This window comes from Agromyces marinus (assembly GCF_021442325.1).
Lineage (GTDB): Bacteria > Actinomycetota > Actinomycetes > Actinomycetales > Microbacteriaceae > Agromyces > Agromyces marinus.
Genome location: NZ_CP087879.1, coordinates 1,600,660 through 1,623,147 on the forward strand (window position 1 = coordinate 1,600,660; position 22,488 = coordinate 1,623,147).

Annotated in this window: 26 protein-coding genes; 14 read left to right on the plus strand and 12 right to left on the minus strand. The window is 72.0% G+C overall.

Features of this window, described 5'->3' with window-relative positions; translation table 11 throughout:
• Positions 1 to 25: 25 nt before the first annotated feature.
• Entirely contained in the window at positions 26 to 1,123 is a 1,098-nt protein-coding gene (locus DSM26151_RS07505) for a glycosyltransferase family 4 protein (RefSeq protein ID WP_234661771.1), read from the minus strand.
• Positions 1,120 to 2,028 (minus strand): alpha/beta fold hydrolase, encoded by a 909-nt coding sequence (locus tag DSM26151_RS07510; RefSeq protein WP_234658968.1) that lies wholly within the window; start codon positions 2,026 to 2,028, stop codon positions 1,120 to 1,122. Before DSM26151_RS07510 ends, DSM26151_RS07505 begins: the two co-directional genes overlap by 4 nt.
• A 61-nt stretch (positions 2,029 to 2,089) precedes the next feature.
• Here DSM26151_RS07510 and DSM26151_RS07515 point away from each other — a divergent pair, with 61 nt between their 5' ends.
• Both DSM26151_RS07515 and DSM26151_RS07520 read left to right on the plus strand, forming a co-directional pair.
• On the plus strand, positions 2,090 to 2,791 hold the full coding sequence (locus tag DSM26151_RS07515; RefSeq protein WP_234658969.1) for an exonuclease domain-containing protein: 702 nt from the start codon (positions 2,090 to 2,092) through the stop codon (positions 2,789 to 2,791).
• Positions 2,792 to 2,874: 83 nt separating this feature from the next.
• Positions 2,875 to 3,363, plus strand: a complete 489-nt coding sequence (locus DSM26151_RS07520) for a hypothetical protein (protein WP_234658970.1) — start codon at positions 2,875 to 2,877, stop codon at positions 3,361 to 3,363.
• Positions 3,364 to 3,456: 93 nt separating this feature from the next.
• Here DSM26151_RS07520 and DSM26151_RS07525 read toward each other — a convergent pair whose 3' ends face one another.
• The 3 genes from DSM26151_RS07525 to glgA form a co-directional block, all read right to left on the minus strand.
• Positions 3,457 to 3,705 (minus strand): type B 50S ribosomal protein L31, encoded by a 249-nt coding sequence (locus DSM26151_RS07525; protein WP_234658971.1) that lies wholly within the window; start codon positions 3,703 to 3,705, stop codon positions 3,457 to 3,459.
• A gap of 108 nt (positions 3,706 to 3,813) precedes the next feature.
• Positions 3,814 to 4,602: an ABC transporter ATP-binding protein gene (locus DSM26151_RS07530; RefSeq protein ID WP_234658972.1), complete on the minus strand. Its 789-nt coding sequence runs from the start codon at positions 4,600 to 4,602 to the stop codon at positions 3,814 to 3,816.
• 51 nt (positions 4,603 to 4,653) lie between these two features.
• Entirely contained in the window at positions 4,654 to 5,844 is a 1,191-nt protein-coding gene (glgA, locus tag DSM26151_RS07535) for a glycogen synthase (RefSeq protein WP_234658973.1), read from the minus strand.
• A 79-nt stretch (positions 5,845 to 5,923) separates the two neighbouring features.
• Between glgA and DSM26151_RS07540 the strand changes: the two genes are divergently transcribed.
• The gene (locus DSM26151_RS07540) at positions 5,924 to 7,171 is read left to right on the plus strand and encodes a glucose-1-phosphate adenylyltransferase (RefSeq protein ID WP_234658974.1); all 1,248 of its coding nucleotides are present in this window, start codon (positions 5,924 to 5,926) and stop codon (positions 7,169 to 7,171) included.
• Positions 7,168 to 7,830: a phosphoserine phosphatase SerB gene (gene serB / locus DSM26151_RS07545; RefSeq protein ID WP_234658975.1), complete on the plus strand. Its 663-nt coding sequence runs from the start codon at positions 7,168 to 7,170 to the stop codon at positions 7,828 to 7,830. The genes DSM26151_RS07540 and serB overlap by 4 nt, the downstream gene beginning before the upstream one ends.
• A gap of 11 nt (positions 7,831 to 7,841) precedes the next feature.
• On the opposite strand, the gene DSM26151_RS07550 is transcribed toward serB, so the two are convergent.
• Entirely contained in the window at positions 7,842 to 8,552 is a 711-nt protein-coding gene (locus tag DSM26151_RS07550) for a beta-ketoacyl-ACP reductase (protein ID WP_234658976.1), read from the minus strand.
• Positions 8,553 to 8,711: 159 nt separating this feature from the next.
• Between DSM26151_RS07550 and DSM26151_RS07555 the strand changes: the two genes are divergently transcribed.
• Genes DSM26151_RS07555 through DSM26151_RS07565 form a run of 3 tightly spaced genes read left to right on the plus strand, consistent with a single transcriptional unit; the run spans position 8,712 to position 10,212 of the window.
• Positions 8,712 to 9,113, plus strand: coding sequence for a DUF3099 domain-containing protein (locus tag DSM26151_RS07555; protein ID WP_234658977.1), 402 nt, complete (start codon positions 8,712 to 8,714; stop codon positions 9,111 to 9,113).
• Positions 9,110 to 9,349: a hypothetical protein gene (locus tag DSM26151_RS07560; protein ID WP_407650921.1), complete on the plus strand. Its 240-nt coding sequence runs from the start codon at positions 9,110 to 9,112 to the stop codon at positions 9,347 to 9,349. The genes DSM26151_RS07555 and DSM26151_RS07560 overlap by 4 nt, the downstream gene beginning before the upstream one ends.
• Complete coding sequence (locus DSM26151_RS07565; RefSeq protein WP_234658978.1) at positions 9,346 to 10,212, plus strand: SURF1 family cytochrome oxidase biogenesis protein; 867 nt, start codon at positions 9,346 to 9,348, stop codon at positions 10,210 to 10,212. Before DSM26151_RS07560 ends, DSM26151_RS07565 begins: the two co-directional genes overlap by 4 nt.
• A 63-nt stretch (positions 10,213 to 10,275) precedes the next feature.
• Here DSM26151_RS07565 and DSM26151_RS07570 read toward each other — a convergent pair whose 3' ends face one another.
• On the minus strand, positions 10,276 to 10,644 hold the full coding sequence (locus DSM26151_RS07570) for a DUF2200 domain-containing protein (protein WP_234658979.1): 369 nt from the start codon (positions 10,642 to 10,644) through the stop codon (positions 10,276 to 10,278).
• A 90-nt stretch (positions 10,645 to 10,734) separates the two neighbouring features.
• Here DSM26151_RS07570 and DSM26151_RS07575 point away from each other — a divergent pair, with 90 nt between their 5' ends.
• The gene (locus DSM26151_RS07575) at positions 10,735 to 11,442 is read left to right on the plus strand and encodes a 4a-hydroxytetrahydrobiopterin dehydratase (protein ID WP_234658980.1); all 708 of its coding nucleotides are present in this window, start codon (positions 10,735 to 10,737) and stop codon (positions 11,440 to 11,442) included.
• Between the two features lie 41 nt (positions 11,443 to 11,483).
• On the opposite strand, the gene DSM26151_RS07580 is transcribed toward DSM26151_RS07575, so the two are convergent.
• Both DSM26151_RS07580 and DSM26151_RS07585 read right to left on the minus strand, forming a co-directional pair.
• The gene (locus DSM26151_RS07580; RefSeq protein WP_234658981.1) at positions 11,484 to 12,056 is read right to left on the minus strand and encodes a dihydrofolate reductase family protein; all 573 of its coding nucleotides are present in this window, start codon (positions 12,054 to 12,056) and stop codon (positions 11,484 to 11,486) included.
• 75 nt (positions 12,057 to 12,131) lie between these two features.
• A complete protein-coding gene (locus DSM26151_RS07585; RefSeq protein WP_234658982.1) occupies positions 12,132 to 13,730 on the minus strand; it encodes an ABC-F family ATP-binding cassette domain-containing protein in 1,599 nt (532 codons plus the stop codon).
• Positions 13,731 to 13,842: 112 nt separating this feature from the next.
• Between DSM26151_RS07585 and DSM26151_RS07590 the strand changes: the two genes are divergently transcribed.
• On the plus strand, positions 13,843 to 14,967 hold the full coding sequence (locus DSM26151_RS07590) for a winged helix DNA-binding domain-containing protein (RefSeq protein ID WP_234658983.1): 1,125 nt from the start codon (positions 13,843 to 13,845) through the stop codon (positions 14,965 to 14,967).
• 64 nt (positions 14,968 to 15,031) lie between these two features.
• On the opposite strand, the gene DSM26151_RS07595 is transcribed toward DSM26151_RS07590, so the two are convergent.
• From DSM26151_RS07595 to DSM26151_RS07605, 3 genes are all read right to left on the minus strand, one after another.
• Complete coding sequence (locus DSM26151_RS07595) at positions 15,032 to 15,598, minus strand: YceI family protein (RefSeq protein WP_234658984.1); 567 nt, start codon at positions 15,596 to 15,598, stop codon at positions 15,032 to 15,034.
• 74 nt (positions 15,599 to 15,672) lie between these two features.
• On the minus strand, positions 15,673 to 16,878 hold the full coding sequence (locus DSM26151_RS07600) for a glycoside hydrolase family 3 N-terminal domain-containing protein (RefSeq protein WP_234658985.1): 1,206 nt from the start codon (positions 16,876 to 16,878) through the stop codon (positions 15,673 to 15,675).
• 41 nt (positions 16,879 to 16,919) lie between these two features.
• Entirely contained in the window at positions 16,920 to 17,189 is a 270-nt protein-coding gene (locus tag DSM26151_RS07605; RefSeq protein WP_234658986.1) for a hypothetical protein, read from the minus strand.
• Positions 17,190 to 17,251: 62 nt separating this feature from the next.
• Between DSM26151_RS07605 and DSM26151_RS07610 the strand changes: the two genes are divergently transcribed.
• The 5 genes from DSM26151_RS07610 (at position 17,252) to DSM26151_RS07630 (ending at position 22,385) form a co-directional block, all read left to right on the plus strand.
• Positions 17,252 to 18,079: an oxygenase MpaB family protein gene (locus DSM26151_RS07610; RefSeq protein ID WP_234658987.1), complete on the plus strand. Its 828-nt coding sequence runs from the start codon at positions 17,252 to 17,254 to the stop codon at positions 18,077 to 18,079.
• On the plus strand, positions 18,076 to 18,570 hold the full coding sequence (locus DSM26151_RS07615; RefSeq protein WP_234658988.1) for an Lrp/AsnC family transcriptional regulator: 495 nt from the start codon (positions 18,076 to 18,078) through the stop codon (positions 18,568 to 18,570). The genes DSM26151_RS07610 and DSM26151_RS07615 overlap by 4 nt, the downstream gene beginning before the upstream one ends.
• Before the next feature lie 109 nt (positions 18,571 to 18,679).
• Entirely contained in the window at positions 18,680 to 19,813 is a 1,134-nt protein-coding gene (pdhA, locus tag DSM26151_RS07620; protein ID WP_234658989.1) for a pyruvate dehydrogenase (acetyl-transferring) E1 component subunit alpha, read from the plus strand.
• Positions 19,810 to 20,838 carry an alpha-ketoacid dehydrogenase subunit beta gene (locus DSM26151_RS07625; protein ID WP_234658990.1) on the plus strand — a complete coding sequence of 343 codons (1,029 nt, stop codon included), beginning with the start codon at positions 19,810 to 19,812 and terminating at the stop codon, positions 20,836 to 20,838. Before pdhA ends, DSM26151_RS07625 begins: the two co-directional genes overlap by 4 nt.
• Positions 20,835 to 22,385, plus strand: coding sequence for a dihydrolipoamide acetyltransferase family protein (locus DSM26151_RS07630; RefSeq protein WP_234658991.1), 1,551 nt, complete (start codon positions 20,835 to 20,837; stop codon positions 22,383 to 22,385). Before DSM26151_RS07625 ends, DSM26151_RS07630 begins: the two co-directional genes overlap by 4 nt.
• The last annotated feature ends 103 nt before the right edge of the window (positions 22,386 to 22,488 follow it).

A 22,488-nucleotide genomic window follows, 5' to 3' on the forward strand; every position in this document is an offset into this window, starting at 1 on the left:
GCCGGAGCGCGGCGCCGACCGCCGCTCAGTGGCGTCGAGCGTGCGCGGCTCGCCCGCCGGTCCCGCCGACCTCGAGCAGGAGCTCGAGCAGCTTCTCGGCCGAGGCCGACCACGTGAACCGTTCGGCTGCGGCGACGGATGCCGCGGAGCGGCGCTCCCACTCCCCCGGGGCGTCGAGGCCCGTGATCGCCCGTGCCGCGGCATCCGCTTCACCCGCCGGGAAGTACACGGCGGCGTCGCCGCCGATCTCCCGGAAGATGGGGATGTCGGTGACCACCACGGGGGTGCCCAGTCGCATCGCCTCGACGAGCGGGATGCCGAAGCCCTCCGCCCGGGACGCGGTCACGAGCGCCGTCGCCCCCTCGAGGATCGCGGCGTACTCATCGTCGGTCGCGCCGTCGTGGAACACCAGGCGCGCCTCGGGGGCGAGCCGGGTCAGGCGCTGCCGTTCCTCGTCGCCGATGCGGCTCATGAGGTGCAGTTCGTGGTCGGGCAGGCTCGCGACGGCGCGCACGAGCGTGTCGACGCCCTTGTACGGCATGAACGAGCCCATGTAGACGAGGCGGCCGCCGGTCGGGCGCTGCCGTGGCAGGTCGGGCGTGCCGAGTGCGTCGGCAGCGTTCGGCACGACCGTGAGCGGCCGCTTCGTGAGGTGGTGCCGGCGGATCAGGCCCGCGGTGGTCTCGGAGACGGTCACGACCGCATCGGCGCGGTTCAGCAGCATCCGCTGCGGCCACCAGGCGAGGTGGTAGAGCCGCCAGAGCCCGCGCACGAACGCCGGCAGGTCGCGCGGCGGAGTGCGGTTCTCGTAGTAGATGAGGTCGTGCAGGGTGAGGACGAGACCGTACGTGCGGCCCCACGAGCCCATGGTCTGCATGGGCGAGAACACCACGTCGGGCGCGAGCTTGCGGACCTGCCTGGCGACCCACGGTTCCCGGACGCTCGTGGGCGGGCTCACGAGCTCCCAGGGCAGGGCGGGCAGGTTCGCCAACTGGCGGTGGTCGCTGATCAGCATCGTGAGCGGATGCCGCTTCGCGAGTTCGTCGACCAGGCCCGCGGTGAACCGGCTGATGCCGTCGTGCTGGCCGACCCGGACGTACCGGCAGTCGACGAGGATCCTCACGCCCGCTCCCCCTCGACGAACACGCGGATGGCCGCGGCCGCCTGCCCGGGGGTCTCGTAGTGGATGAGGTGGCCGACGCCCGGGATCACAGCCAGGGTCGCGTCGGCGAACATGGGCTGGAGCCGGCGCTGGGCTGCGAGCGGCGTGACGTCGTCCTGTTCGGCGACGACGAGGAGCACGGGCGCGGTGATCGCGGGCGCGTACTCGCGCACGTCATGCGAGACGGATGCCTCGAACGCCTCGAGCACCGCATCGCGGTCGTCGAACGCGGAGAAGTACCGGTCGTGCTGGTCGTGGATGAACCTGCGCAGCTCCCGGTCGCGGGTCTTGGCCATCGTGACCGACATGAGCCGGACGATCGCGCTGTTGCGCAGGAGGCCGAAGCCGGCCCGCTCGGGCAGGGCCGCAGCGGCGCGGTAGTACCAGATCGCGAGCCGGGTCATGATCGCCCGCGGGCCCTCGAGCGCCGGCGCACCGATCGGGTTGACGAGGATCAGCCGATCGGGTGCGAGACCGGATGCCACGGCGGCGCTGGCCACGATCGAGCCGAACGAGTGCCCGAGCAGGCTCCAGCCGCGGCCGCCGCCCGTCTGCCCCGTCGCGCCGCAGGCCTGCACGAACTCGGCGAGCCAGGCCGCGTACGCCTCGATGCCGTGTGCCGCATCGGCGAAGGTCGACGATGCGCCGAAGCCGGGCAGGTCGGGGATGACGACCCGGTACCCGGGCAGTTTCGCGACGATCGGCTCGAGGCCGTGGTGGTCGCCGCGGAAGCCGTGCACGGCCACGACGAGCTCGCCGTCGGCCGGGCCGTACTCCCACCAGGAGGTCTCGGCGCCGTGCACCCGGGCGCGATGCTCGCGGACTGGGATCCGCGCGAGGTCGAGGGCGTACGGCGAGGCGATCATCGCTGCAATCCTACGGCGCGGCGGCCGAGCGCTGTCGTCGGCCGCCGATACCGTGACCGGCATGGAGCACTCCCCCGACGCATCCTGGGCCGACACCCTCGCGGTCTTCGACCTCGAGACCACCGGCATCGACATCGACACGTGCCGCATCGTCACCGCGCACGTCGGCGTCATCGGCGTCGATGGCGCCGTGCTCGAGCAACGCGAGTGGATCGTCGACCCCGGCGTCGAGATCCCCACGGCTGCGACGCTCATCCACGGCGTGACCACCGAGCGGGCCCGGCTCGAGGGCGCACCCGCCGCACAGGCGGTCGCCGAGATCATCGCCGCACTGCGCGCGGCCGCCGACCGCGGGCTGCCGATCGTGGCGTACAACGCCGCGTACGACCTGTCGGTGCTGCACCGTGAGGCCGAACGGTACGGCCACGAGGCGTTCCGCGGTCCGGCGCACGTCGTCGACCCCTACGTGATCGACCGCGCCGTCGACCGGTACCGGCGCGGCAAGCGCACCCTGACCGCCGCATGCGAGCACTACGGGGTCGAGTTGACGGATGCGCACGACGCCGGAGCCGACGCGATCGCCGCGGGCCGGGTGGCGCAGGCGATCGTCCGCGCGAATCCCGATCTCGCCGGCATCGCCGTCGGCGACCTGCACCGACGCCAGGTCGGGTGGTCGCGCGAGCAGGCCGAGAGCTACCAGGAGTGGCGGCGCGGCAACGGCGAACCCGAGTTCACCGCGTCGGGCGCCTGGCCCCTGCGCTGACCGCGCCCGCAGGTCGAGCCGCGCGCCCAGGGTCGGGCCGGAAGACCATCGCGGCGCGGCGCGGTCCGTGCGATCCTGTGCGCATGGCCGCGCACGGGACGGAACGCACTCCGACCGACGCACTCGTCGAGGCGAGCGCGCTGTGGATCCTCGGGGATGCGCCGCCCGGGTTCCTCATCGACGCGGCCGTCGAGGCGAGCGTCGCGGGACTCGACGTGCCGTCGCTGCACGAGCTCGCCGGCATGTCGGACGCCGATTCGCCCTGGGTGCTGCGCGAAGCGCTGGGCCGCGCGTTCGACGAGCTCGGCGTCGCGATGCCCGAGGTGACCTCGCCGGTGACGGTCGCACTCGCACTGCGCGAACTCGCGACCCAGTTCCTCCACGAGCGGATCTCGGTGCGCGAGCTCGTCGACCGTGCGAGGTCGGTCCTCGACGAGGGGCCGGGCGACGGCGAGGCCGCTCGCCGGCTGCTCGAGGTCGCCGACGACCTCGACGCCGGCCGGGTCAGCGCGCACGACGCGCAGACGGCGGCACTCGATTGGGCCGTGGGGCTCACCCGATCGCGGTCGTGACGACGCGGGGGCGATGGGCGCGGGAGACGACGGACGCGGGGACGACGACGGGGCGGCCGACCGTGGTCGACCGCCCCGAAGGCAACGCGTGGGTCAGGCGCCGAAGCCCTTGAAGCGCTTGTTGAACTTCTCGACGCGGCCGGCGGAGTCCATGATGCGCTGCTTGCCCGTGTAGAACGGGTGCGACGCCGACGAGATCTCGACGTCGATGACCGGGTAGGTCGCACCGTCGAGCTCGATGGTCTTGTCGCTGGTGACCGTCGAGCGGGTGAGGAACGTCTCGCCCGAGGCGAGGTCGCGGAAGACGACTGCGTTGTACTCGGGGTGGATGTCGGTCTTCATGAGAATCCTTGCTTGATCGGATGTTGGGGTCGCCCCGCCGCGAGGGCAGGGAAGCGTGTCGGCCTTTGGCCAAAACACGATTTTAGCAGAGACGCGTGTCTCGGTGGGTCACCGGGCGGCGCGTGCCGTGAAGCGGCCGTCGCGCTCCGCGAGCTCGATCGGCATGCCGAACGTCTCGCTCAGCGTCTCCGACGTCAGCGCCTCGGCGATCGGGCCGGCGGAACGGATCCCGCCGTCGGCCAGCAGCATCGCGTGGGTGAAGCCCGGCGGGATCTCCTCAACGTGGTGGGTCACCATCACGATGGCCGGCGAGGCCGGCGACGACGCGTACCCGCCGAGCAGCGCGACCAGTTCCTCGCGCGCCCCGAGGTCGAGGCTCGCGGCCGGCTCGTCGAGCAGCAGCAACTCCGGGTCGGTCATGACCGAGCGCGCGATCTGCACCCGCTTCTGCTCGCCGTCCGAGAGACTGCCGAAGCGGCGCTCGGCGAATCCGTCGAGTCCCCACTCCTTCAGCACGCGCTGCGCACGACGGTCGTCGATGGTCTCGTACTCCTCGTTCCATCGACCGGTCACCGAGTAGGCCGCGGTGATGACCGTGTCGAGGACCGACTCGTTGCGCGGGATCTGCCGGGCCATCGCGGTCGACGCGAACCCGATCATCGGGCGCAGCTCGAAGACGTCGACCTTGCCGAGCGGCTCCTGGAGCACCTCGGCCGTGCCGCGAGTGGGGTGCATGGCCGCGGCCGCGATCTGCAGCAGCGTCGTCTTGCCCGCACCGTTCGGTCCGAGGATCACCCAGCGCTGGTCGGCGTCGACGCTCCAGTCGATCCCGTCGAGGATCGTGTTGCCGTCGCGAACGACCGACACAGACTGGAACCGCAGAACCGTAGACGCCATGCAAACCATGCTAGTGGGACGGATGGCGCGCTCCCGCGCAGCCCCGAGCCGTCACGCTTCGGACAGAACTCGGGCGTACAGGTCGCGTGTGCGCTGGGCGATCGCCCCCCACGCGAAGTGCTGCTCGGCGCGGATCCTGCCCGCGGCTCCCATCGCCCGGGCCCGGTCGGGGTCGGCGACCACGCGCGCGAGCGCGTCGGCGAGGTCGGCGACGAACCGGTCGGGATCCAGCGGCGTCCCGGTGCCGTCGTCGCGCTGCTCGATCGGGACGAGCACGCCCGTGACGCCGTCCTCCACGACCTCGGGGATCCCGCCGGTCTCCGTGCCGACGACGGCGGCGCCGCACGCCATGGCCTCGAGGTTCACGATGCCGAGCGGTTCGTACACCGAGGGGCAGACGAAGCACGTCGCCGCCGTCAGCAGGGCCGTCAGCTCGACGCGCGGCAGGTGGCGGTCGATCCAGACGACGCCGCGACGGGTCCCGGCGAGTTCGGCGACGAGCCCCGAGACCTCCGCCATGATCTCGGGCGTGTCGGGCGCCCCCGCGCACAGCACGAGCTGGACCCCGTCCGGCAGGGAGCGCGCCGCGCGCAACAGGAATGGCAGCCCCTTCTGCCGGGTGATGCGGCCGACGAACACGATCGACGGCAGGTCGGGGTCCACGCCGAGCGATCGCACCAGGTCGGCGTCGCTGCTCGGCCGCCACGATTCGAGGTCGATGCCGTTGTGGACGACCTCGACCCGGCTCGGGTCGAGCGCCGGGTAGGACCGCAGGATGTCGCGGCGCATGCCCTCGCTCACCGCGACGACCGCATCGGCGTCCTCGAACGCGGTCCGCTCGACCCAGCTCGAGACCCGGTATCCGCCCCCGAGCTGCTCGGCCTTCCACGGCCGCAACGGTTCGAGGCTGTGCGCGGTCAGCACGTGCGGCATCCCGTGCAGGCGCTTCGCGGTGAACCCCGCGAAGTTGGCGTACCACGTGTGCGAGTGCACCAGGTCGGCGCCCTCGGCGTCCTGTGCCATGAGCAGGTCGACGCCCATGGTCGACAGCGCCGCGTTCGCGCCCGTGAAATCGGCCGGGGTCGCGTACGCGCGGGTGCCCGGCTCGTCGCGCGGAGCACCGAAGCAGCGCACCCGCACGTCCAGGTCGTCGCGGAGCGCCCGGACCAGTTCGGCGACGTGGACGCCGGCGCCGCCGTAGATCTCGGGCGGGTACTCGCGGGTGAGCAGGTCGACGCGCATGCGGGCAACGTTAGCCCGTTGCGGGGATCCGCCGTCAATCGTCCGCCCTCCGCGGCATCCGTCTGGCTACGCTGGTCGCATGGCCTCTCGGAAGATCTTCGGCATCGTGCTCGCCGGCGGCGAGGGCAAGCGCCTCATGCCCCTCACCGAGGACCGGGCCAAGCCCGCGGTCCCGTTCGGCGGACAGTACCGACTCGTCGACTTCGCCATCTCGAACCTGGTGAACTCCGGTCTTCGCCAGATCGTCGTCCTCACCCAGTACAAGTCCCACAGCCTCGACCGGCACGTGTCCCAGACGTGGCGGCTCGACGGCCTCCTCGGCTCGTACGTGGCATCCGTTCCCGCCCAGCAGCGGCTCGGCAAGCGCTGGTTCTCCGGGTCCGCCGACGCGATCCTGCAGAGCCTCAACCTCATCTACGACGAGCAGCCCGACATCATCGTCGTCGTCGGCGCCGACCACGTGTACCGCATGGACTTCAGCCAGATGATCCAGGCGCACATCGACTCGGGCGCCGAGGCCACGGTCGCGGCGATCCGTCAGCCGATCGGCCTCGCCGACCAGTTCGGCGTCATCGAGGTCGACCCTGCCTCACCCGAGCGCATCCACCGCTTCCTCGAGAAGCCGAGCGACCCGGTCGGCCTTCCCGACTCGCCCGGCGAGGTGCTCGCCTCGATGGGCAACTACGTCTTCAACGCCGATGCCCTCATCGACGCCGTGCTCCGCGACGGCGAGCGCACCGATTCCAGCCACGACATGGGCGGCGACATCATCCCCGCCTTCGTCGCGCAGGGCGCCGCCGGCGTCTACGACCTCAAGGGCAACGACGTGCCCGGCTCCACCGACCGCGACCGGTACTACTGGCGCGACGTGGGAACCATCGACTCCTTCTTCGAAGCCCACCAGGATCTGATCTCGGTCATGCCGATCTTCAACCTCTACAACCGGGAGTGGCCGATCTTCAGCCAGCAGGTGAACTCTCCGCCCGCGAAGTTCACGCGCGACGCGCGCGGATCCCTCGGCACCGTCATCGACTCGATCGTCTCGCTCGGGTCGGTGATCTCGGGCGCGCACGTGGAGCGCAGCGTGCTCGGACCGTGGGCGGCCGTCGGCTCGGGCGCGAACGTGTCCGACTCGATCCTGTTCGACCGGGCGCGCATCGAGGCGGGCGCGACCGTGCGGCGTTCCATCCTCGACAAGGAGGTCGTCGTCGAGCCGGGCGCGCGCATCGGGGTCGACCGCGCGGAGGACCTCGCGCGCGGCTTCGTCGTGACCGACAGCGGCATCACGGTCGTCGGCAAGGGCTCCACCGTCCGGAAGAACGCGTGAGCGCCGCCGCCCCGGGCCGCCGCGGCGGCCCGCTCGTGGTGCTCGACGCGGACTCGACGCTGATCCGCGAGGAGGCGATCGAACTGCTCGCCGAGGCCGCGGGCAGCCTCGAGCACGTCGCTGCGGTGACCGAGCGCGCGATGCGCGGCGAACTCGACTTCGCCGCGAGCCTGCGTGAACGCGTCGCGACGCTGGCCGGCCTGCCGGTCGCCGAGGTGCTCGCCGCCCGCGACCGGCTCACACCGACGCCCGGCGTCCACGAACTCATCGACGGGGTGCACGCCGCCGGCGGGTTCGTCGGCGTCGTCAGCGGCGGATTCCACGAGCTGCTCGACCCGCTCGCCGATCGGCTCGGGCTCGACTTCTGCCGTGCGAACCGGCTCGAGGTCGCCGGCGACCGGCTCACCGGTCGCGTGCTCGGCGACATCGTCGACGCGGAGACCAAGCGTCGGAGCCTCGAGGAGTGGGCGGCGGCATCCGGCACGCCGCTGTCGCGCACGATCGCGGTCGGCGACGGCGCGAACGACCTGCGGATGCTCGAGCGCGCCGCGATCGGCGTCGCGTTCTGCGCGAAGCCAGTCGTCCGCGCGCAGGCGGATGTCGCGATCGACCGGGTCGACCTCAGCGGCGTGCTCGCGCTCGCCGGGCTGCGCGGCTGACCCGCTCGGGGTCAGTGCCCCATGCCGAGGCCGCCGTCGACGGGGATGACCGCGCCGGCGATGTACCCGGCATCCTCGCCGGCGAGCCAGGTGACCACGCGCGCCACCTCGGTGGGGGTGGCGAAGCGGCCCGCGGGGATGCTCTTCCTGTACTCGGCCTGCTGCGCCTCGGGCAGGGCGTCGGTCATGTCGGTCTCGATGAACCCGGGCGCGACGACGTTCGCGGTGATGTTCCGGGCGCCGAGTTCGCGCGTGAGCGAGCGGGCCATGCCGACCAGCCCCGCCTTGGACGCCGAGTAGTTGACCTGACCGGCCGAGCCGTACAGGCCGACGACGCTCGAGATGAGCACGACCCGGCCGAAGCGGGCCTTCAGCATGCCCTTCGACGCGCGCTTGACGACCCGGAACGCACCCGTGAGGTTCGTGTCGACGACGCTCGTGAACTCGTCCTCGCTCATGCGCAGGAGGAGCGTGTCGCGCGTGATGCCCGCGTTGGCGACGACGACCTCGACGGGGCCGAGCTGGGCCTCGATCTCGGTGAACGCACGATCGACCGACTCGGAGTCGGTGACGTCGGCACGGACGGTGAGCGTTCCTGCGGGGCCCTCGCCCGACCGGGCGGTCACGGCGACGCGGTGTCCCTGCCGGGCGAACTCCTCGGCGATCGCGTAGCCGATCCCGCGGTTGCCTCCGGTCACCAGCACGGTGCGGCTCGTCGTCATGGCGGGGCTCCATCTCGTTCGGGGAAGGTCGGGAGAGGTCGAGGATGCTCGTCGGCCGGAAGGCCCGTAACAGCATAGAGGTTGACGGTTCCCGGCATCCGTCGGCACCGGACGGACGTACTCTTGATATGAGGAGCGTCGACGTCCACGACGGCCACCATGAAGCACCAGCACCCGCAGTCGATCACGTCGCTGCCGCCGTCGCCCGAGGCGGAGCGGCACGCGCGCATGGTCAAGTACACGGTCATGATGTCGATCCGCGTCGCGTGCATCGTCGCGCTGCTGTTCGTGCAGGGCTGGTGGCTGCTCGTCTTCGCACTCGGCGCCGTGTTCCTCCCGTACTTCGCGGTCGTGGTCGCGAACGTCGCGACCTCCCGCGGCGGAGCGGCGCCCGAGCGACCCGGCGGCCTCGTGCCGCTGCCGCGCGCCGACGGCGGCACGGACTGGGTCGAGGCCGACGCGGCCGAACCCGGTCGGCCGGAGGCATCCGCTGCACCCGACGAGGCGAACGGCGCCGACGCGCACGACGAGCGCACGGACGATCGGGAGGAACGCCGGTGATCGGCCTGTCCTCCGCCGCCCCGCAGGGCGGCTGCTCACGAGCGGGGTGCCGCGAGGCCGCGACCTGGCGCGTCGACTGGCGCAATCCGCGCATCCACGCCGAGGACCGCGTGAAGACCTGGCTCGCGTGCGACGAGCACGTCGAGTTCCTGCGCGACTTCCTGTCGTCGCGCTCGTTCCCCGTGCGTGTCACGGCGTTCGAGCAGGCGGATGCCGCGGGCGGGGGTCCCTCGTGAACCGGTGGCGCTTCCTGGCCTCGCCTCGCTGGGCGGGGTACCTCGTGCTGGTGATCGTCTTCGCGATCGTGTGCTCGGCACTCGGGACCTGGCAGTTGAACCGGCGCGCCGAGGCGCGCGCCGAGGTCGCGAGGATCGACGCGAACTACGACGCAGCGCCCGTCCCCCTCGATGAGGCGCTGCCCGATCCGGGCGCCTTCGACATCGACCAGCGTTGGAAGGTCGTGGAGGCCACGGGCGAGTACCTGCCCGGCGAGGAGGTCGTCGTCCGCAACCGCCCGAACCAGGGCACCACGGGTTTCGAGGTCATCACCCCGCTTCGGCTCGAGGACGGCACGGTCTTCATGGTCGATCGCGGATGGATCCCGCAGGACCAGGAGGGTCGGCCGTCGCAGTTCGCGGCGCCGCCGTCCGGTGCGGTCGAGATCACCGCGCGGTTGAAGGCGGGCGAGGTGACGATCGCGGGCCGCACCACGTCGGGCTCCGAGATGGCGACGGTCGACCTCGGCGAGCTGGCCGATCGCGTGGGCGAGCCCGCCTACACGGGCGCGTACGGCATCCTCATCCAGGAGGGGGCCGCGGCGAGCGAGCCGCCGGTCGCCCTGCCCAGACCGGTCCGCGACGAGGGCCCGCACCTGTCGTACGCCCTGCAGTGGTTCGTGTTCGCGCTGCTCGCCTTCATCGCGCTCGGCTGGTTCGCCAACCAGGAACGCAAGGTGCTCGAAGCGGATGCCGCGGAGCGAAGCGCGGCGGGCGCGGGCGCCGATCCGCCCGGCCGGGCTGCGAAGCGCCCGCCCGGGCGGGCGCGCAGCCGCACCGATGCGGACGCCGATGTCGAGGACGAGATCCTCGACCGGCGGTAGACGCGCGGCGTGATTCCTGTGCACGCATCATCGTGATGAAGGTTCATCATGCGGCGACCGGCGCTAGGCGGTCGCCACCTGGGACCCGCGGAGGATCGAGGTCATCTTCTTCCCACGTGCGACCTCGTCGACGAGCTTGTCCATGTAGCGGATCTGCTGCATGAGCGGGTCCTCGATCTCCTCGACCCGCAGACCGCAGATCACTCCCGTGATGAGCGAGGCGTTCGGGTTGATCGCGGGGGCGTCGGCGAAGAACGCCTCGAGGGTGCGCCCGTCGGCGATCGCCTCGGCGAGGCCGGCCTCGTCGTAGCCGGTGAGCCAGGTGATGACCTGGTCGAGCTCGGCCCGGGTGTGGTCCTTCCGCTCGAGCTTGGTCAGGTACAGCGGATAGATGCTGCCGAAGCTCATTCCGTAGATCCGGTGGCCGGCCATGTGCTCCTCCTCGGCTGGACGCTGGTCGTTCCCGAGTCCAGACTACGTGGCACGCGACGGCCGCGCGCTTCGCGAGTAGGGTCTGCGAGCATGGACATGCTGAAGGGCGCCGAGATCGCCCGGGCCGACCTGACCGACTGGCGCAAGCTCGCCCAGGGACTGCATGCCCGCTACCGGGTCGACGACTTCGGCAGCGCCGTGCGGTTCGTCGCTGCGGTGGGTGCAGCGGGCGACGAGTGCGGACATCACCCCAGCGTGTCGATCGGGCGAGACCACGTCGACCTCGAGCTGGTCAGCGACGACGCCGTCTACCGCGCCGCCGATGGCACCGAGCACATCGTCGAGTGGGTCACCCGGCAGGATGTCGACCTTGCACGGCGGATCACCGCGATCGCAGCGGACCACCGCCTCGTCCCCGACCCATCCGCGGTCAGCGTCATCGAACTGGGCCTCGACACCGCCCGTTCGGCGACCATCGCGCCGGTGTGGGCCGCGTTGATGACGGGGAACGCCGAGTCCCAGGGGCACGGCTCCCCCAGCGACGAGATCCGGGACGCGACCGGGCGGGTACCGAACCTCTGGTTCGGCGATGCGGACGAGCATGCGCTCCCGCGGCAGCGGTTCCACGTCGAGGTCTACGTGGCGCCCGAGGCGGCCGAGCAGCGGATCGCCGCCGCCGTCGCCGCCGGCGGGACGATCGTCGACGACAGCGAGGCGCCGTCGCTCACGGTGATCGCCGACCAGGACGGCAACACGGGGGTGATCTGCGTCGACGCATCGGCCGCTCCCGAGCGCTGACGCGCCTCGCGAGCCGCGAGCCGCGAGCCGCGAGGACGTCGCTACCTCGCGTCCTCCCCCGCGGGCCGGAGGCGCAGCGCGACCGCTCCCGATCGGAACTCCCGGCGATCCACGAGTTCGAGTCGGATGCGCTCGCGCAGCCCGGCGAGCAACGTGGGCCCGTGCCCGGCGAGCACCGGCTGCACGACGAACAGGTACTCGTCGATCAATCCGAGATCCGCCAACGCGAGGGGCAACGTCACGCCGCCCACGAACAGCTGCTCCCCCGATTCCTGCTTGAGCCGCCGGACCGCCGGACCCAGGTCGCCTCGCACCGGCTCGGCGTTCCAATCGACCGCGTTCAGCGTGTTCGACACGACGTACTTCTTCGTGCGGTCGATGGTCTCGGCGAACGGGATCTCCCACTCCCGCATCCAGTCCGGCCAAATGCCCGAGGCAGGCCGCCGCCACGCTTCCTGCATCATCTCGTAGGTCGTCCGCCCGAACAGCAGGGCGTCGGCGCGTTCCATCTCAGCGGTCCAGAAGCGCATCGACTCCTCGTCGGGCGGAAGTCCCGCCTCGTGATGGACGCAGCCGTCGAGCGTGACGTTGATCGAGTATCGAAGCGGCTTCATCTCATCGCCTCCCCCGGTGGCTGCCGCGCGTGCGGGCTGTGATCTGCACAGCCTACGGTCGGGCGCGCCCGCTCGCTACGCGAGCTCGATGAGCTCCTGGTACTCGCGGCTCCAGTGGTCTTCCACGCCGTCGGGCATGATGAGCACGCGCTCGGGGTTCAGCGACTCGACCGCGCCGGGGTCGTGGGAGACGAGCACGACGGCGCCCTCGTAGTGCGCGAGCGCGTCGAGGATCTCGGCGCGGCTGGCCGGGTCGAGGTTGTTCGTCGGTTCGTCGAGGAGCAGCACGTTCGCGCCCGACACGACGATCGTCGCGAGCGCGAGTCGCGTCTTCTCACCGCCGGAGAGCACGCCGGCGGGCTTGTGCACGTCGTCGCCGGTGAACAGGAACGACCCGAGCACCTTGCGCGCCTCGGTCTCGGTGAGGTTCGGCGAGGCGCTGACCATGTTCTGCAGAACCGTGCGCGACACGTCGAGCGTCTCGTGCTCCTGCGCGTAGTAGCCGATGCGCAGGCCGTGTCCGGCGTCGACGACGCCCGTGTCGGGCCGGTCCACCCCCGCGAGGATGCGGAGCAGCGTGGTCTTGCCGGCGCCGTTCAGGCCGATGATGACGACCTTCGAGCCGCGGTCGATCGCGAGGTCGACGGCCGTGAAGATCTCGAGCGAGCCGTAGCTCTTGGACAGGTCGGCCGCGGTCAGCGGGGTGCGGCCGCAGGGCGCGGGCGTCGGGAAGCGGAGCTTGGCGACGCGGTCGACGGCCCGCACCTCCTCGAGCCCGGCGAGCAGCTTCTCGGCGCGTGCGACCATCTGGTGCGCCGCGGCGGCCTTGGATGCCTTCGCGCCGAACTTCGCGGCCTGCGCCTGGAGCACGCTCGCCTTCTTCTCGGCGTTCGCGCGCTCCTTCTTGCGGCGCTCCTCGTCGGCGGCGCGCTGGCGCAGGTAGTGCTTCCAGCCCATGTTGTAGATGTCGATGGCCGACCGGTTCGCGTCGAGGTAGAAGACGCGGTTGACGACCTCGCCGACGAGTTCGACGTCGTGGCTGATCACGATGACCCCGCCGCGGTAGCCCTTGAGGAACTCGCGCAACCACACGACCGAGTCGGCGTCGAGGTGGTTCGTGGGCTCGTCGAGGATCATCGTGTCGGCGTCGGAGAACAGGATGCGCGCGAGTTCGATGCGGCGTCGCTGGCCGCCGGAGAGGGTCTTGAGCGGCTGGTCGAGGATCCGATCCGGCAGGTTGAGGTTCGACGCGATCGACGCGGCCTCGGCCTCGGCGGCGTACCCGCCGAGCGCGGTGAACCGGTCGGTGAGCGTGCCGAACCGCTTCATGGCCTTCTCGGCGACGGCGGGGTCGGCGGATCCCATCTGTTCGGACGCCTCGCGCATGCCGACCACGATCGAGCCGAGCCCGCGGGCGTCGAGGATCCGGGTGCGCGCGAGCATGTCGGGGTCGCCCGAGCGGGGGTCCTGCGGCAGGTAGCCGATCTCGCCCGTGCGGTCGATGCGACCGTCGGTGGGCTGGGTCTCGCCCGCGAGCGTCTTGGTGAGCGTGGTCTTGCCGGCGCCGTTGCGGCCGACGAGGCCGATCTTGTCGCCCGCGGTGACGCGGAACTCGACGCCCTCCATGAGCAGGCGCGCGCCGACGCGGATCTCCAGGTCTTTGACGGCGAGCACGATGACCTCCGGGTCTGCGGGGTGCGGGGATGCGTGCCGAGCGGCACAGCCTGCCAGTCTACCGAAGGCAGAGCGGATGCCGCGTGTCGGCGGTCCACGCCAGACTGAGGCCATGGCATCCGCTTCGATCGCATCGCCCGCGCGCGCTCGCGCGGTGCGCCTGCAGTCGCACGGCCTCCGCACGCTCGCCGACGATGCCGCCGCCGTCGTCGAGCGTCTCGGCGCCGTCCAGGCGCAGGATCTCGGTGCGGCCAAGTGGGCGATCGGCTCGCGCATGTCGGCGCCGAGCCCCGAGGCGGTCGACGCCGCGCTCGCGGGGCGGCGCGTCATCCGCTCCTGGCCCATGCGGGGCACCCTGCACATCCTGCCGACGCGGCTGCTGCGCTCGACCCTGGTGCTCACGTCGACGCGGGTCCACGCGTCTGCGCGGCGGCGGCGCGACCAGCTCGGGCTCGGCGAGGCCGAGTACCGCGCCGCGCGGCGCACCATCGAGGGTGCGCTCGCCGGCGGCCGCTCGGCGACGCGAGAAGAGCTGGCAGAGGGGTGGGCGGCCGCGGGCATCGAGCAGACCGCGGGTCGCACCTACCACCTCATCTGGTGGCTCGCGCTCGACGGGGTGCTCTGCGGCGGCCCGGTCGACGGTCGCGTGCAGCACTTCGCGCTGCTCGACGAGTGGGCACCTTCGGGGCCCGACGAGCCCGTTTCCGCCGAGGCGTCGCTCGCCGAGCTCGTCACGGCCTACGTGAGGGGCCACGGCCCGGCGTCGCTCGCCGACTTCGCGTGGTGGTCGGGCCTGACGATGCGTGACGCGCGCACCGCACGTGCGGCTGCCGGCGCGCGTCTCGAGCTCTTCGACGGCGGCCGCGACACCCCGGAGCGGTTCATCGCTGCCGGAACGCTCGACGCCGGCTCCGCCCGACCGTCGGGCGCGTTCGCGCTCGCCGGGTTCGACGAGTACTTCCTCGGCTACGCCGACCGGTCGCTCGTCTGCGAGCCGCGATTCGCCGAGCGGGTCGTCCCCGGCCGCAACGGCGTGTTCCAGCCCGTGCTCGTGCTCGACGGGCGCGTCGTCGGAACCTGGGCGCGCGCCGGCACCGCGGCCAGGCCGCGGGCCGAGCTGCGCTGGTTCGAACCGGCGAGTGCGACCGCGGCCGGGCGGTTCACGCGCCCGATCGAGTCATGGGCGCGGTTCCATGGACTGGGCCTCCAGGGGATCGACTCGGTGCTCCCCGACTAGCCGGAACCCCGCGTGCCGGTCGAACGGCCGCTCGCGGCTTGCTCGACCGGCCGGGGCGACGGGCTCAGTCCTGGACGAGCTGCGCCTGCAGTTCGAGCGTGATCGTGACCTTCTCGCCGACGAGCAGGCCGCCGGTCTCGAGCGCGACGTTCCACACGAGGCCGAAGTCCTCGCGGTCGATGACGGTCTTCGCGGTCGCGCCGCCCTTGACGTTGCCGTACGGGTCGGTGCCGAATCCGCCGAACTCGAAGTCGAACGTCACGGGCTTGGTGACCCCGCGGATGGTCAGGTCGCCGTCGACCTTGAAGTCGCCGTCCTCGACGCGGACGCCGGTCGATGCGAAGTCGATGGTGGGGTACTCCTCGGCGAGGAAGAAGTCGTTCGTGCGCAGGTGCGCGTCGCGGTTCGGCTCGTTCGTGTTGATCGAGGCGACCTCGGCGGTCGCGGTCACCTTCGAGTCGAGCGGGTCCTCACCGGTGACGAACGTGGCGTCGAACCGCTCGAAGGTGCCCTTGACCTTGCTGATCATGAGGTGGCGGACGCTGAATCCGACCTCGCTGTGGGTGGGGTCGATCGTCCAGGTTCCGGCGCGGTAGCCGGGGATCTCGATGGCGGTCGCAGTGGTGGTCATTCGGTCGTACTCCTGATCGTTGCGTTCGCGGCCGGCACGGCCACGTTCTATGCGAACGCATCGAGGATGGGGTTCTATTCCCCGCCGTCGCCTTCCCCGGCGACCTCGGCGAGTTCGCGACGCAGCTCCAGCACCCGCGTCGCCGCGTCATCGAGCCGCGCGGCCGGGATCCGCCCGGACTCGACGGCGCCCGCGATCGAGGCCGCCAGGCCGTCCACGCTGATGCCGAACTCAGACGGATCGGCCGGGAGCACGTACAGCAGCAGGTCGCCGCCCGCCGCGACCGCTCGGATCGCGTTCTCCCCGGGATCGCGGTACTCGGCGAGCCCGTTGTGCTGCAGCATGAGCATGTCGTCGGTCACGACGACGCCGTCGAACCCGAGCTCGTCGCGCAGGATGCGATGCCACTCCGCAGACAGCGACGCGGGCGCGGCATCCACCGCCGGGTAGGCCAGGTGCCCGGTCATCACGAGTTCGACCTCCGCCTCGGCCGCCGCTCGGAACGGCGCCGCTGGGCCCGCCCGCCAGTCGTCGATCCCGAGCGGCGCCGACGGCACCGATACGTGCGAATCGCCGGGAGCCGCGCCGTGGCCGGGGAAGTGCTTCACGGTGCTCGCGACGAGTCCGCGCTCGCCCTCGACCGCCGCCGCGACCCGCTCGGCGGCGGACACGGGCTCGGTGCCGAGCACGCGGTCGTAGATGAACGACCCGGGATCGTCCGTGACGTCGGCCACGATCCCGAAGTTGACGTTGACCCCGGATGCCGCGAGGACGCCGGCGCGCGAGGCGAACGCCTCGCGGGTCGCAGCCGGCGGCTGCCCCACGAGGTCCCACGGCGCGGGCGCCGGGTCCCAGTCGATGCGGCTGACGATGCCGCCCTCCTGGTCGATGCCGATGAGCGTCGCGGCCTCCGGGTCGGCCTGCAGCGCAGCGGTGAGCTCGCCGAGCGCCGCGGCATCCGCTGGAATGTTGTCGCCCATGAGGATGACCCCGGCCACGCCCTGGTCGATGAGCTCGCGCATCGCACCGGGATCGGTTCCCGGCGCGTGGAGCATGAGCAGCGACGCCGCCTTCTGCTCGACGCTCATCTCGGCGACCCGTTCGGCGGCCCACTCCGCCGGGGTCGAGGCCGTCGGAGACGGTGCGGGCGACGGGCTCGGGGCGCGCTGCGTCGTCTCGGTCGGCGCGACCGCGCTGCCCGGCGAACCGCAGCCGGCCAGGAGCGCCGACGTGCCGACGAGCGCGAGCACGGTCACAGCCGTACGGAGGATGCGACGCATCCGGCGAGTCTACGCGGCCCGGCTTCGGCAGGCCCCTCGGCCTACCAGATGACGCCCCCGCCGATCGAGATGCCGCCCCAGGTGAGCGCGATGAAGATCGCGGCGAACACGACCGGTGCGATGCCCTTGCCGCTGCGCGCGAGCCCCTTCAGCAGGGCGATCACCGCGAGCACGGCGGCGATGATCGACAGGCCGCCGCCGACGATGAGCCCGATGAACAGCGGGATGGGCATGAGCAGGAGCCCGGCCAGCGCGACCCAGAATGCGGCCCAGGCGGTCGGATTGGAGCGGCTCTCGGCGGAAGAAGTCATCCTCTATTATCCCGCGCGCCGCCCGCCTTCGGCCGACGGCCCGCAGCGTGGAGACTGGTGTGGTGACCATTGCCGACGCCGGAGCCGACCACGCGACCCTGCGGGCCCACGCCGCGGATGCCACCCTCATGGCCGGTGGGGCCGCCGCGATCCTCCTGCAACTGGCCGACCCTCGTGTGGCGGCCGGCGTGGGCAGGCACAGCCGATTCCGCGAGCGGCCCCTGGACCGACTGGTCGCGACGCACGCCTACCTCACCGCGCTCGTGTTCGGCGACGAGCGCGACATCCGTCACGTCACGCGCGTGGTCGACGCGCGCCACGCGAACGTCCGCTCGGATGGCGAACCCGCCTACGACGCGATGGATCCCGATGCGCAGCGCTGGGTGGCGGCGACCCTGCTCGCGGTCGCCCTCGAGCTCGAGGAGCGTCTGAGCGGAGCTCCCCTCGACGGATCGACGGCCGACGCGCTCGTGCGCGGGTACGCACCGATCGCGGCGCGACTGCAGGGCGGACCCGCCGGCTGGCCCGGGACCCGCGACGCGTTCGACGCGTGGTGGGCCGAACGCGTCGCGGGTCTCGTCGTCGGAGACGAGGCCCGGGCGATCGCTCGCGACCTCCTCGCCGGGACCGGCCTGCCCCGGGCCCTCGTGCCGCTCATGGCGCCCGTCCGACTCATCACGGCGGCGCTGCTGCCACCCGGGCTGCGTGCGGCGTACGGGTTCCGATGGACGCCCCGCGCCGAACGCACCGCGCATGCCTGGCTGGGCGCACTCCGGGTCCTGCGGGTCGTCCTCCCGGCACGCGTTCGCGCGATCCCGACGCGGATCTCCCTTCGTCGGCTGCGGCGGCCCAGCCGCTACTCTGGGAGGGACCCGCGAGGACGAGGATGACCCAGAACGCACCGCATCACGGCGAACCGCTCGATGCCATCGACCGGCGCATCGTCGCCGAGCTCAGCCGCGACGGCCGTCTCTCGGTGCGCACCCTCGCCGAGCGCGTGCACGTCTCGCGGACCGCGGCGCACAATCGCGTCATCTCGCTGCAGCAGCGCGGGGTCATCACCGGGTTCGGGGCGCAGATCGACCGGAAGTCGATCGGACTGAATATCTCCGCCCTCGTGGTGGTCCGGATCGGCGACGTCTCGTGGGAGGCGATCGCGGCCAAGCTCGCCACCCTCCCCTTCGTCGAGAAGGTCCAGGCAGTCTCGGGCGACATCGACATCATCCTCACCGTGAGCGCACCCGACCACGAGCAGCTCAGCCAGGCGATCCTGCGCGACATCCACGACATGCCCGGCGTCGTCTCCACTCGATCGCACCTGATCCTCGAAGAACTCGACGGCCGGCCCCCCGCGCAGTCGCTGGACATCTGGCGCGCCTGACCCCGCCTTCGCGGGACGAACGGTTCGACTTTCCGCCGCCGCGAGCCGTTCGTTCACGGTTGACTCGGACTCCCAGCGGGGTGCCGTCAGACTGACGCACCATGGCCACATGAGCCTCAATGTCGAGCATCACGACACCCGCGTCCTACCCTCCGAGAAACCCCTCCGGTTGCTCGACAACGCCGGGCACGCCCTGCACGGGCGCGAGACCGGCGGCTTCGAGCTGCCGCCCATCGACACGCTGCTCGAGCTGTACCGGCGCATGGTCGTCGCCCGCCGCTTCGACGTCCAGGTCACCGCACTGACCAAGCAGGGCCGGCTCGCGACGTATCCGTCCGCGTACGGACAGGAGGCGTGCGAGATCGGCGTCGTCTCGGCGATCACGCCCGACGACTGGTTCTTCCCGACCTACCGCGACAGCATCGCGCTGCTCACCCGCGGGCTCGCGCCGGGCGAGATCCTCCAGTCCTTCCGCGGCGACTGGCACAACGGCTGGGACCAGCACGAGCACCGCACCGCCGCGATGGCGACCCCGCTCGCGACCCAGGCCCTGCACGCCGTGGGGCTCGCCCACGCAGCCCGCCTCCGGCAGGACCCGATCGTGACCCTCACCTTCCTCGGCGACGGCGCGACGAGCGAGGGCGACGCGCACGAGGCGTTCAACTTCGCCGCCGTGTGGCAGACCCCGACCGTGTTCCTCGTGCAGAACAACCAGTTCGCGATCAGCACGCCGCTCGCGCGTCAGACGCACGCGACGACGCTGGCAGACAAGGGCGTCGGGTACGGCATGCCCGGCTACCACGTCGACGGCAACGACATCGCCGCGATGCACGCCGTCGCGACCGCAGCCGTCGAACGTGCCCGCGTGGGCGGCGGACCCACGCTCATCGAGGGCGTGACGTACCGGATCGAACCGCACACGAACTCCGACGACCCCACGCGCTACCGGCAGTCGCGCGACGTCGAGCACTGGAAGCGGCGCGACCCGATCGAGCGCCTCGAGAAGTACCTCGTCTCCGAGGGGGCCCTCACCGACGACATCCGCGCCGAGATCACCGAGACCGGCGAGGAGCTCGCCGCGCGCACCCGCGACGCGATGAGCGAGGCGCCCGAGCTCGACCCGCTCGAACTCTTCGATCACGTCTACGCCCGCCCGCGCACGGCGCTCGTCGAGCAGCGCGCCGCCCTCGAGACCGAGCTCGCGACGCACGCCGCTGCCGCGACGGAGGTGGCCGCCCGATGAGCACGACCGCCACCGAACGTGCCGCGCAGGACGCGGCATCCGCCCCCACGCCCCTGACCATGGCGGGCGCGCTCAACGCCGCGCTCGCCGACGCGATGGCCGAAGACGACCGCGTCGTCGTCTACGGCGAGGACGTCGGCCCCCTCGGCGGCGTGTTCCGCGTGACCGACGGGCTGCAGGCCCGCTTCGGCGAGGATCGCGTCTGGGACTCCCCCCTCGCGGAGGCCGGCATCGTCGGCACCGCGGTGGGCATGGCCATGTACGGCCTGCGGCCCGTCGTCGAGATGCAGTTCGACGCGTTCAGCTACCCCGCGTTCGAGCAGATCGTCTCGCACGTGGCGAAGATGCGGAACCGCACGAAGGGCCGCGTGAGCCTGCCGATGGTGATCCGCATCCCCTGCGCGGGGGCGATCGGCGGCGTCGAGCACCACTCCGACTCGTCGGAGGCGTACTGGGCTTCGACGCCGGGCCTGACGGTCGTGATGCCGTCGAACCCCGCCGATGCGTACTCGATGCTGCGCGAGGCGATCGACAGCGACGACCCGGTCGTGTTCATGGAGCCCAAGAGCCGGTACTGGTCGAAGGCCGATCTGGCCCTGCCGGTGCAGACGGCGCCCATGGATCGCGCCCAGGTCGTGCGCGAGGGAACGGATGTCACCCTCATCGGGTACGGCCCGACCGTCCGGACGGCGTTGGATGCCGCCGCTGCCGCGGAGGCCGAGGGCCTCTCGATCGAGGTCGTCGACCTGCGGAGCCTGTCGCCGTTCGACGACGAGACCGTCGGCGCGTCGCTGCGCAAGACCTCGCGCGCCGCCGTGATCCACGAGGCCGCCCAGTTCGGCGGATACGGCGCCGAGGTCGCCGCACGCCTGACCGAGCGCAACTTCTTCCACCTCGCCGCGCCGATCCTGCGGATCACGGGATACGACATCCCGTACCCGTCGCCGAAACTCGAGGAGCACTACCTGCCGACGCCGGACCGCGTGCTCGAAGCGCTCGCGTCGTGGGAATGGGACCTCGCATGAGCGCGCGCGAGTTCATCCTGCCCGACCTCGGCGAGGGCCTCACCGAGGCCGAGGTCGTCGCCTGGCTCGTCGCCCCCGGCGATGAGGTCGCCGTCGACCAGCCCGTCGTCGAACTCGAGTCGGCCAAGTCGGTCGTGCAGTTGCCGACGCCGTTCGCGGGCGTCGTCGAGTCGCTCGGCGGCGAGGTGGGCCAGACCCTGCACGCCGGCCAGGTGCTCATGCGCCTGACCCCGGTCGGTGCGGCAGCGGATGCCACGGCTCCCGCGAGCTCTTCCGAGGCCGCTGCTGCGGCCGCTGCGCACCCCGCGACCGAGTCCGCATCCAAGCCCGTGGCCGCCGAGCCGGGCATCGCCGTGCCGACGGAGGCCGCCGGCGAGGAGTCCGGCGCCGTCCTGATCGGATACGGCACCCGGGCGAGTTCGGCGACGGCGCGTGCGGCGTCGGCGCCGTCGCGTTTCGGCGCTCGACGCTCGTCGGGGTCCGACGCGTCGGGCGGGTCGGCGCCGCGCACGGCCGAGAGTGCAGCTCCCGAGCCCGCGGGCGGTGCCGAACCGTCGCGCCCGGCCGGGGCCGCAGAGGATCCGGCGGTTGCTGAGGCCCACGCCGCGCACACCCTCGAGGAAGGCCGGCACTCCCCCGTGATCTCGCCGATCGTGCGCCGGCTCGCTCGCGAGCACGGGTTCGACGCGAGCGAACTCCTCGGATCGGGGCCCGACGGCCTGGTCACCCGAGCCGACGTCGAGGCGTTCATCGGCGAGCTCGAAGACGCACGCGCCGGGCGGACCGCGCCGTCAGCGGCACTCGCGGGCGCGGCACCGTCGACACCCGCCGCGCCGGCGACACCGGCGAGTCGGGCCGGCGAGCACCGGGTGGCGCTCGACCGCATCCAGCGCGCCGCAGCCGCCCACTTCACGCGGTCGCGGCGCGAGATCCCCGAGGCGACGGTGTGGATGGACGTCGACGCGACCGCGCTCCTCGCGGCGCGCCGGGAGCTGAACTCGGCCACGGGGGAACGGTTCGGGGTCACCGCGCTCGTCGCCCGGTTCGTGGTCGCCGGGCTCCGGAGGCATCCGTCGCTCAATGCCAGTTTCGACGCCGACCGGAACGAACTCGTGTTCCACGACGGCATCACCCTCGGCCTGGCCGCGCAGACCCCGAGGGGCCTGCTGGTCCCGGTCGTGCACGGGGCCGAGCGGATGTCGCTGCGCGAGCTGCGCGACGCCGTGCAGGCCCGCACCGAGCAGGCCGCCACCGGTGCGTTCCCTCCGGACGCGTTGTCGGGGGGCACCTTCACGCTGAACAACTACGGCACGCTCGGCGTCGACGGTTCGGCGGCGATCATCAACCACCCGGAGGCGGCGATGCTCGGCATCGGGCGCCTCGTCGAGCGACCGTGGGTGGTCGACGGCGCCCTCGCGGTGCGGACGGTGACCGAGCTGACGATCTCGTTCGACCATCGCGTGTGCGACGGGGCGGAGGCTGCCGCGTTCCTCACCTTCGTCGCCGGCTGCATCGAGCGGCCGATCTCACTGCTCGCCGATCTCTGACCGGGATCGGCGCCGGGGGCCCGGCTCCGGAACCGGCGAAGGCGCATCCGCAACGGATGCGCCTTCGTTGTTCCGGGTTCGGACCGGTATCGAGGTGGTCCGA

Excerpts from the sequence above, each read along its gene's own strand:
- DSM26151_RS07550 (WP_234658976.1), bottom strand. The coding sequence starts at position 8,552 with ATGACGACGAGCCGCACCGTGCTGGTGACCGGAGGCAACCGCGGGATC.
- DSM26151_RS07625 (WP_234658990.1), top strand. The coding sequence starts at position 19,810 with ATGAGCACGACCGCCACCGAACGTGCCGCGCAGGACGCGGCATCCGCC.
- DSM26151_RS07600 (WP_234658985.1), bottom strand. The coding sequence starts at position 16,878 with ATGCGTCGCATCCTCCGTACGGCTGTGACCGTGCTCGCGCTCGTCGGC.
- DSM26151_RS07515 (WP_234658969.1), top strand. The coding sequence starts at position 2,090 with ATGGAGCACTCCCCCGACGCATCCTGGGCCGACACCCTCGCGGTCTTC.
- glgA (WP_234658973.1), bottom strand. The coding sequence starts at position 5,844 with ATGCGCGTCGACCTGCTCACCCGCGAGTACCCGCCCGAGATCTACGGC.
- DSM26151_RS07615 (WP_234658988.1), top strand. The coding sequence starts at position 18,076 with ATGACCCAGAACGCACCGCATCACGGCGAACCGCTCGATGCCATCGAC.
- DSM26151_RS07595 (WP_234658984.1), bottom strand. The coding sequence starts at position 15,598 with ATGACCACCACTGCGACCGCCATCGAGATCCCCGGCTACCGCGCCGGA.
- DSM26151_RS07605 (WP_234658986.1), bottom strand. The coding sequence starts at position 17,189 with ATGACTTCTTCCGCCGAGAGCCGCTCCAATCCGACCGCCTGGGCCGCA.
- DSM26151_RS07530 (WP_234658972.1), bottom strand. The coding sequence starts at position 4,602 with ATGGCGTCTACGGTTCTGCGGTTCCAGTCTGTGTCGGTCGTTCGCGAC.
- DSM26151_RS07555 (WP_234658977.1), top strand. The coding sequence starts at position 8,712 with ATGAAGCACCAGCACCCGCAGTCGATCACGTCGCTGCCGCCGTCGCCC.
- DSM26151_RS07580 (WP_234658981.1), bottom strand. The coding sequence starts at position 12,056 with ATGAAGCCGCTTCGATACTCGATCAACGTCACGCTCGACGGCTGCGTC.
- DSM26151_RS07570 (WP_234658979.1), bottom strand. The coding sequence starts at position 10,644 with ATGGCCGGCCACCGGATCTACGGAATGAGCTTCGGCAGCATCTATCCG.
- pdhA (WP_234658989.1), top strand. The coding sequence starts at position 18,680 with ATGAGCCTCAATGTCGAGCATCACGACACCCGCGTCCTACCCTCCGAG.
- DSM26151_RS07525 (WP_234658971.1), bottom strand. The coding sequence starts at position 3,705 with ATGAAGACCGACATCCACCCCGAGTACAACGCAGTCGTCTTCCGCGAC.
- DSM26151_RS07590 (WP_234658983.1), top strand. The coding sequence starts at position 13,843 with ATGGCATCCGCTTCGATCGCATCGCCCGCGCGCGCTCGCGCGGTGCGC.
- DSM26151_RS07630 (WP_234658991.1), top strand. The coding sequence starts at position 20,835 with ATGAGCGCGCGCGAGTTCATCCTGCCCGACCTCGGCGAGGGCCTCACC.
- DSM26151_RS07575 (WP_234658980.1), top strand. The coding sequence starts at position 10,735 with ATGGACATGCTGAAGGGCGCCGAGATCGCCCGGGCCGACCTGACCGAC.
- DSM26151_RS07510 (WP_234658968.1), bottom strand. The coding sequence starts at position 2,028 with ATGATCGCCTCGCCGTACGCCCTCGACCTCGCGCGGATCCCAGTCCGC.
- DSM26151_RS07520 (WP_234658970.1), top strand. The coding sequence starts at position 2,875 with ATGGCCGCGCACGGGACGGAACGCACTCCGACCGACGCACTCGTCGAG.
- DSM26151_RS07540 (WP_234658974.1), top strand. The coding sequence starts at position 5,924 with ATGGCCTCTCGGAAGATCTTCGGCATCGTGCTCGCCGGCGGCGAGGGC.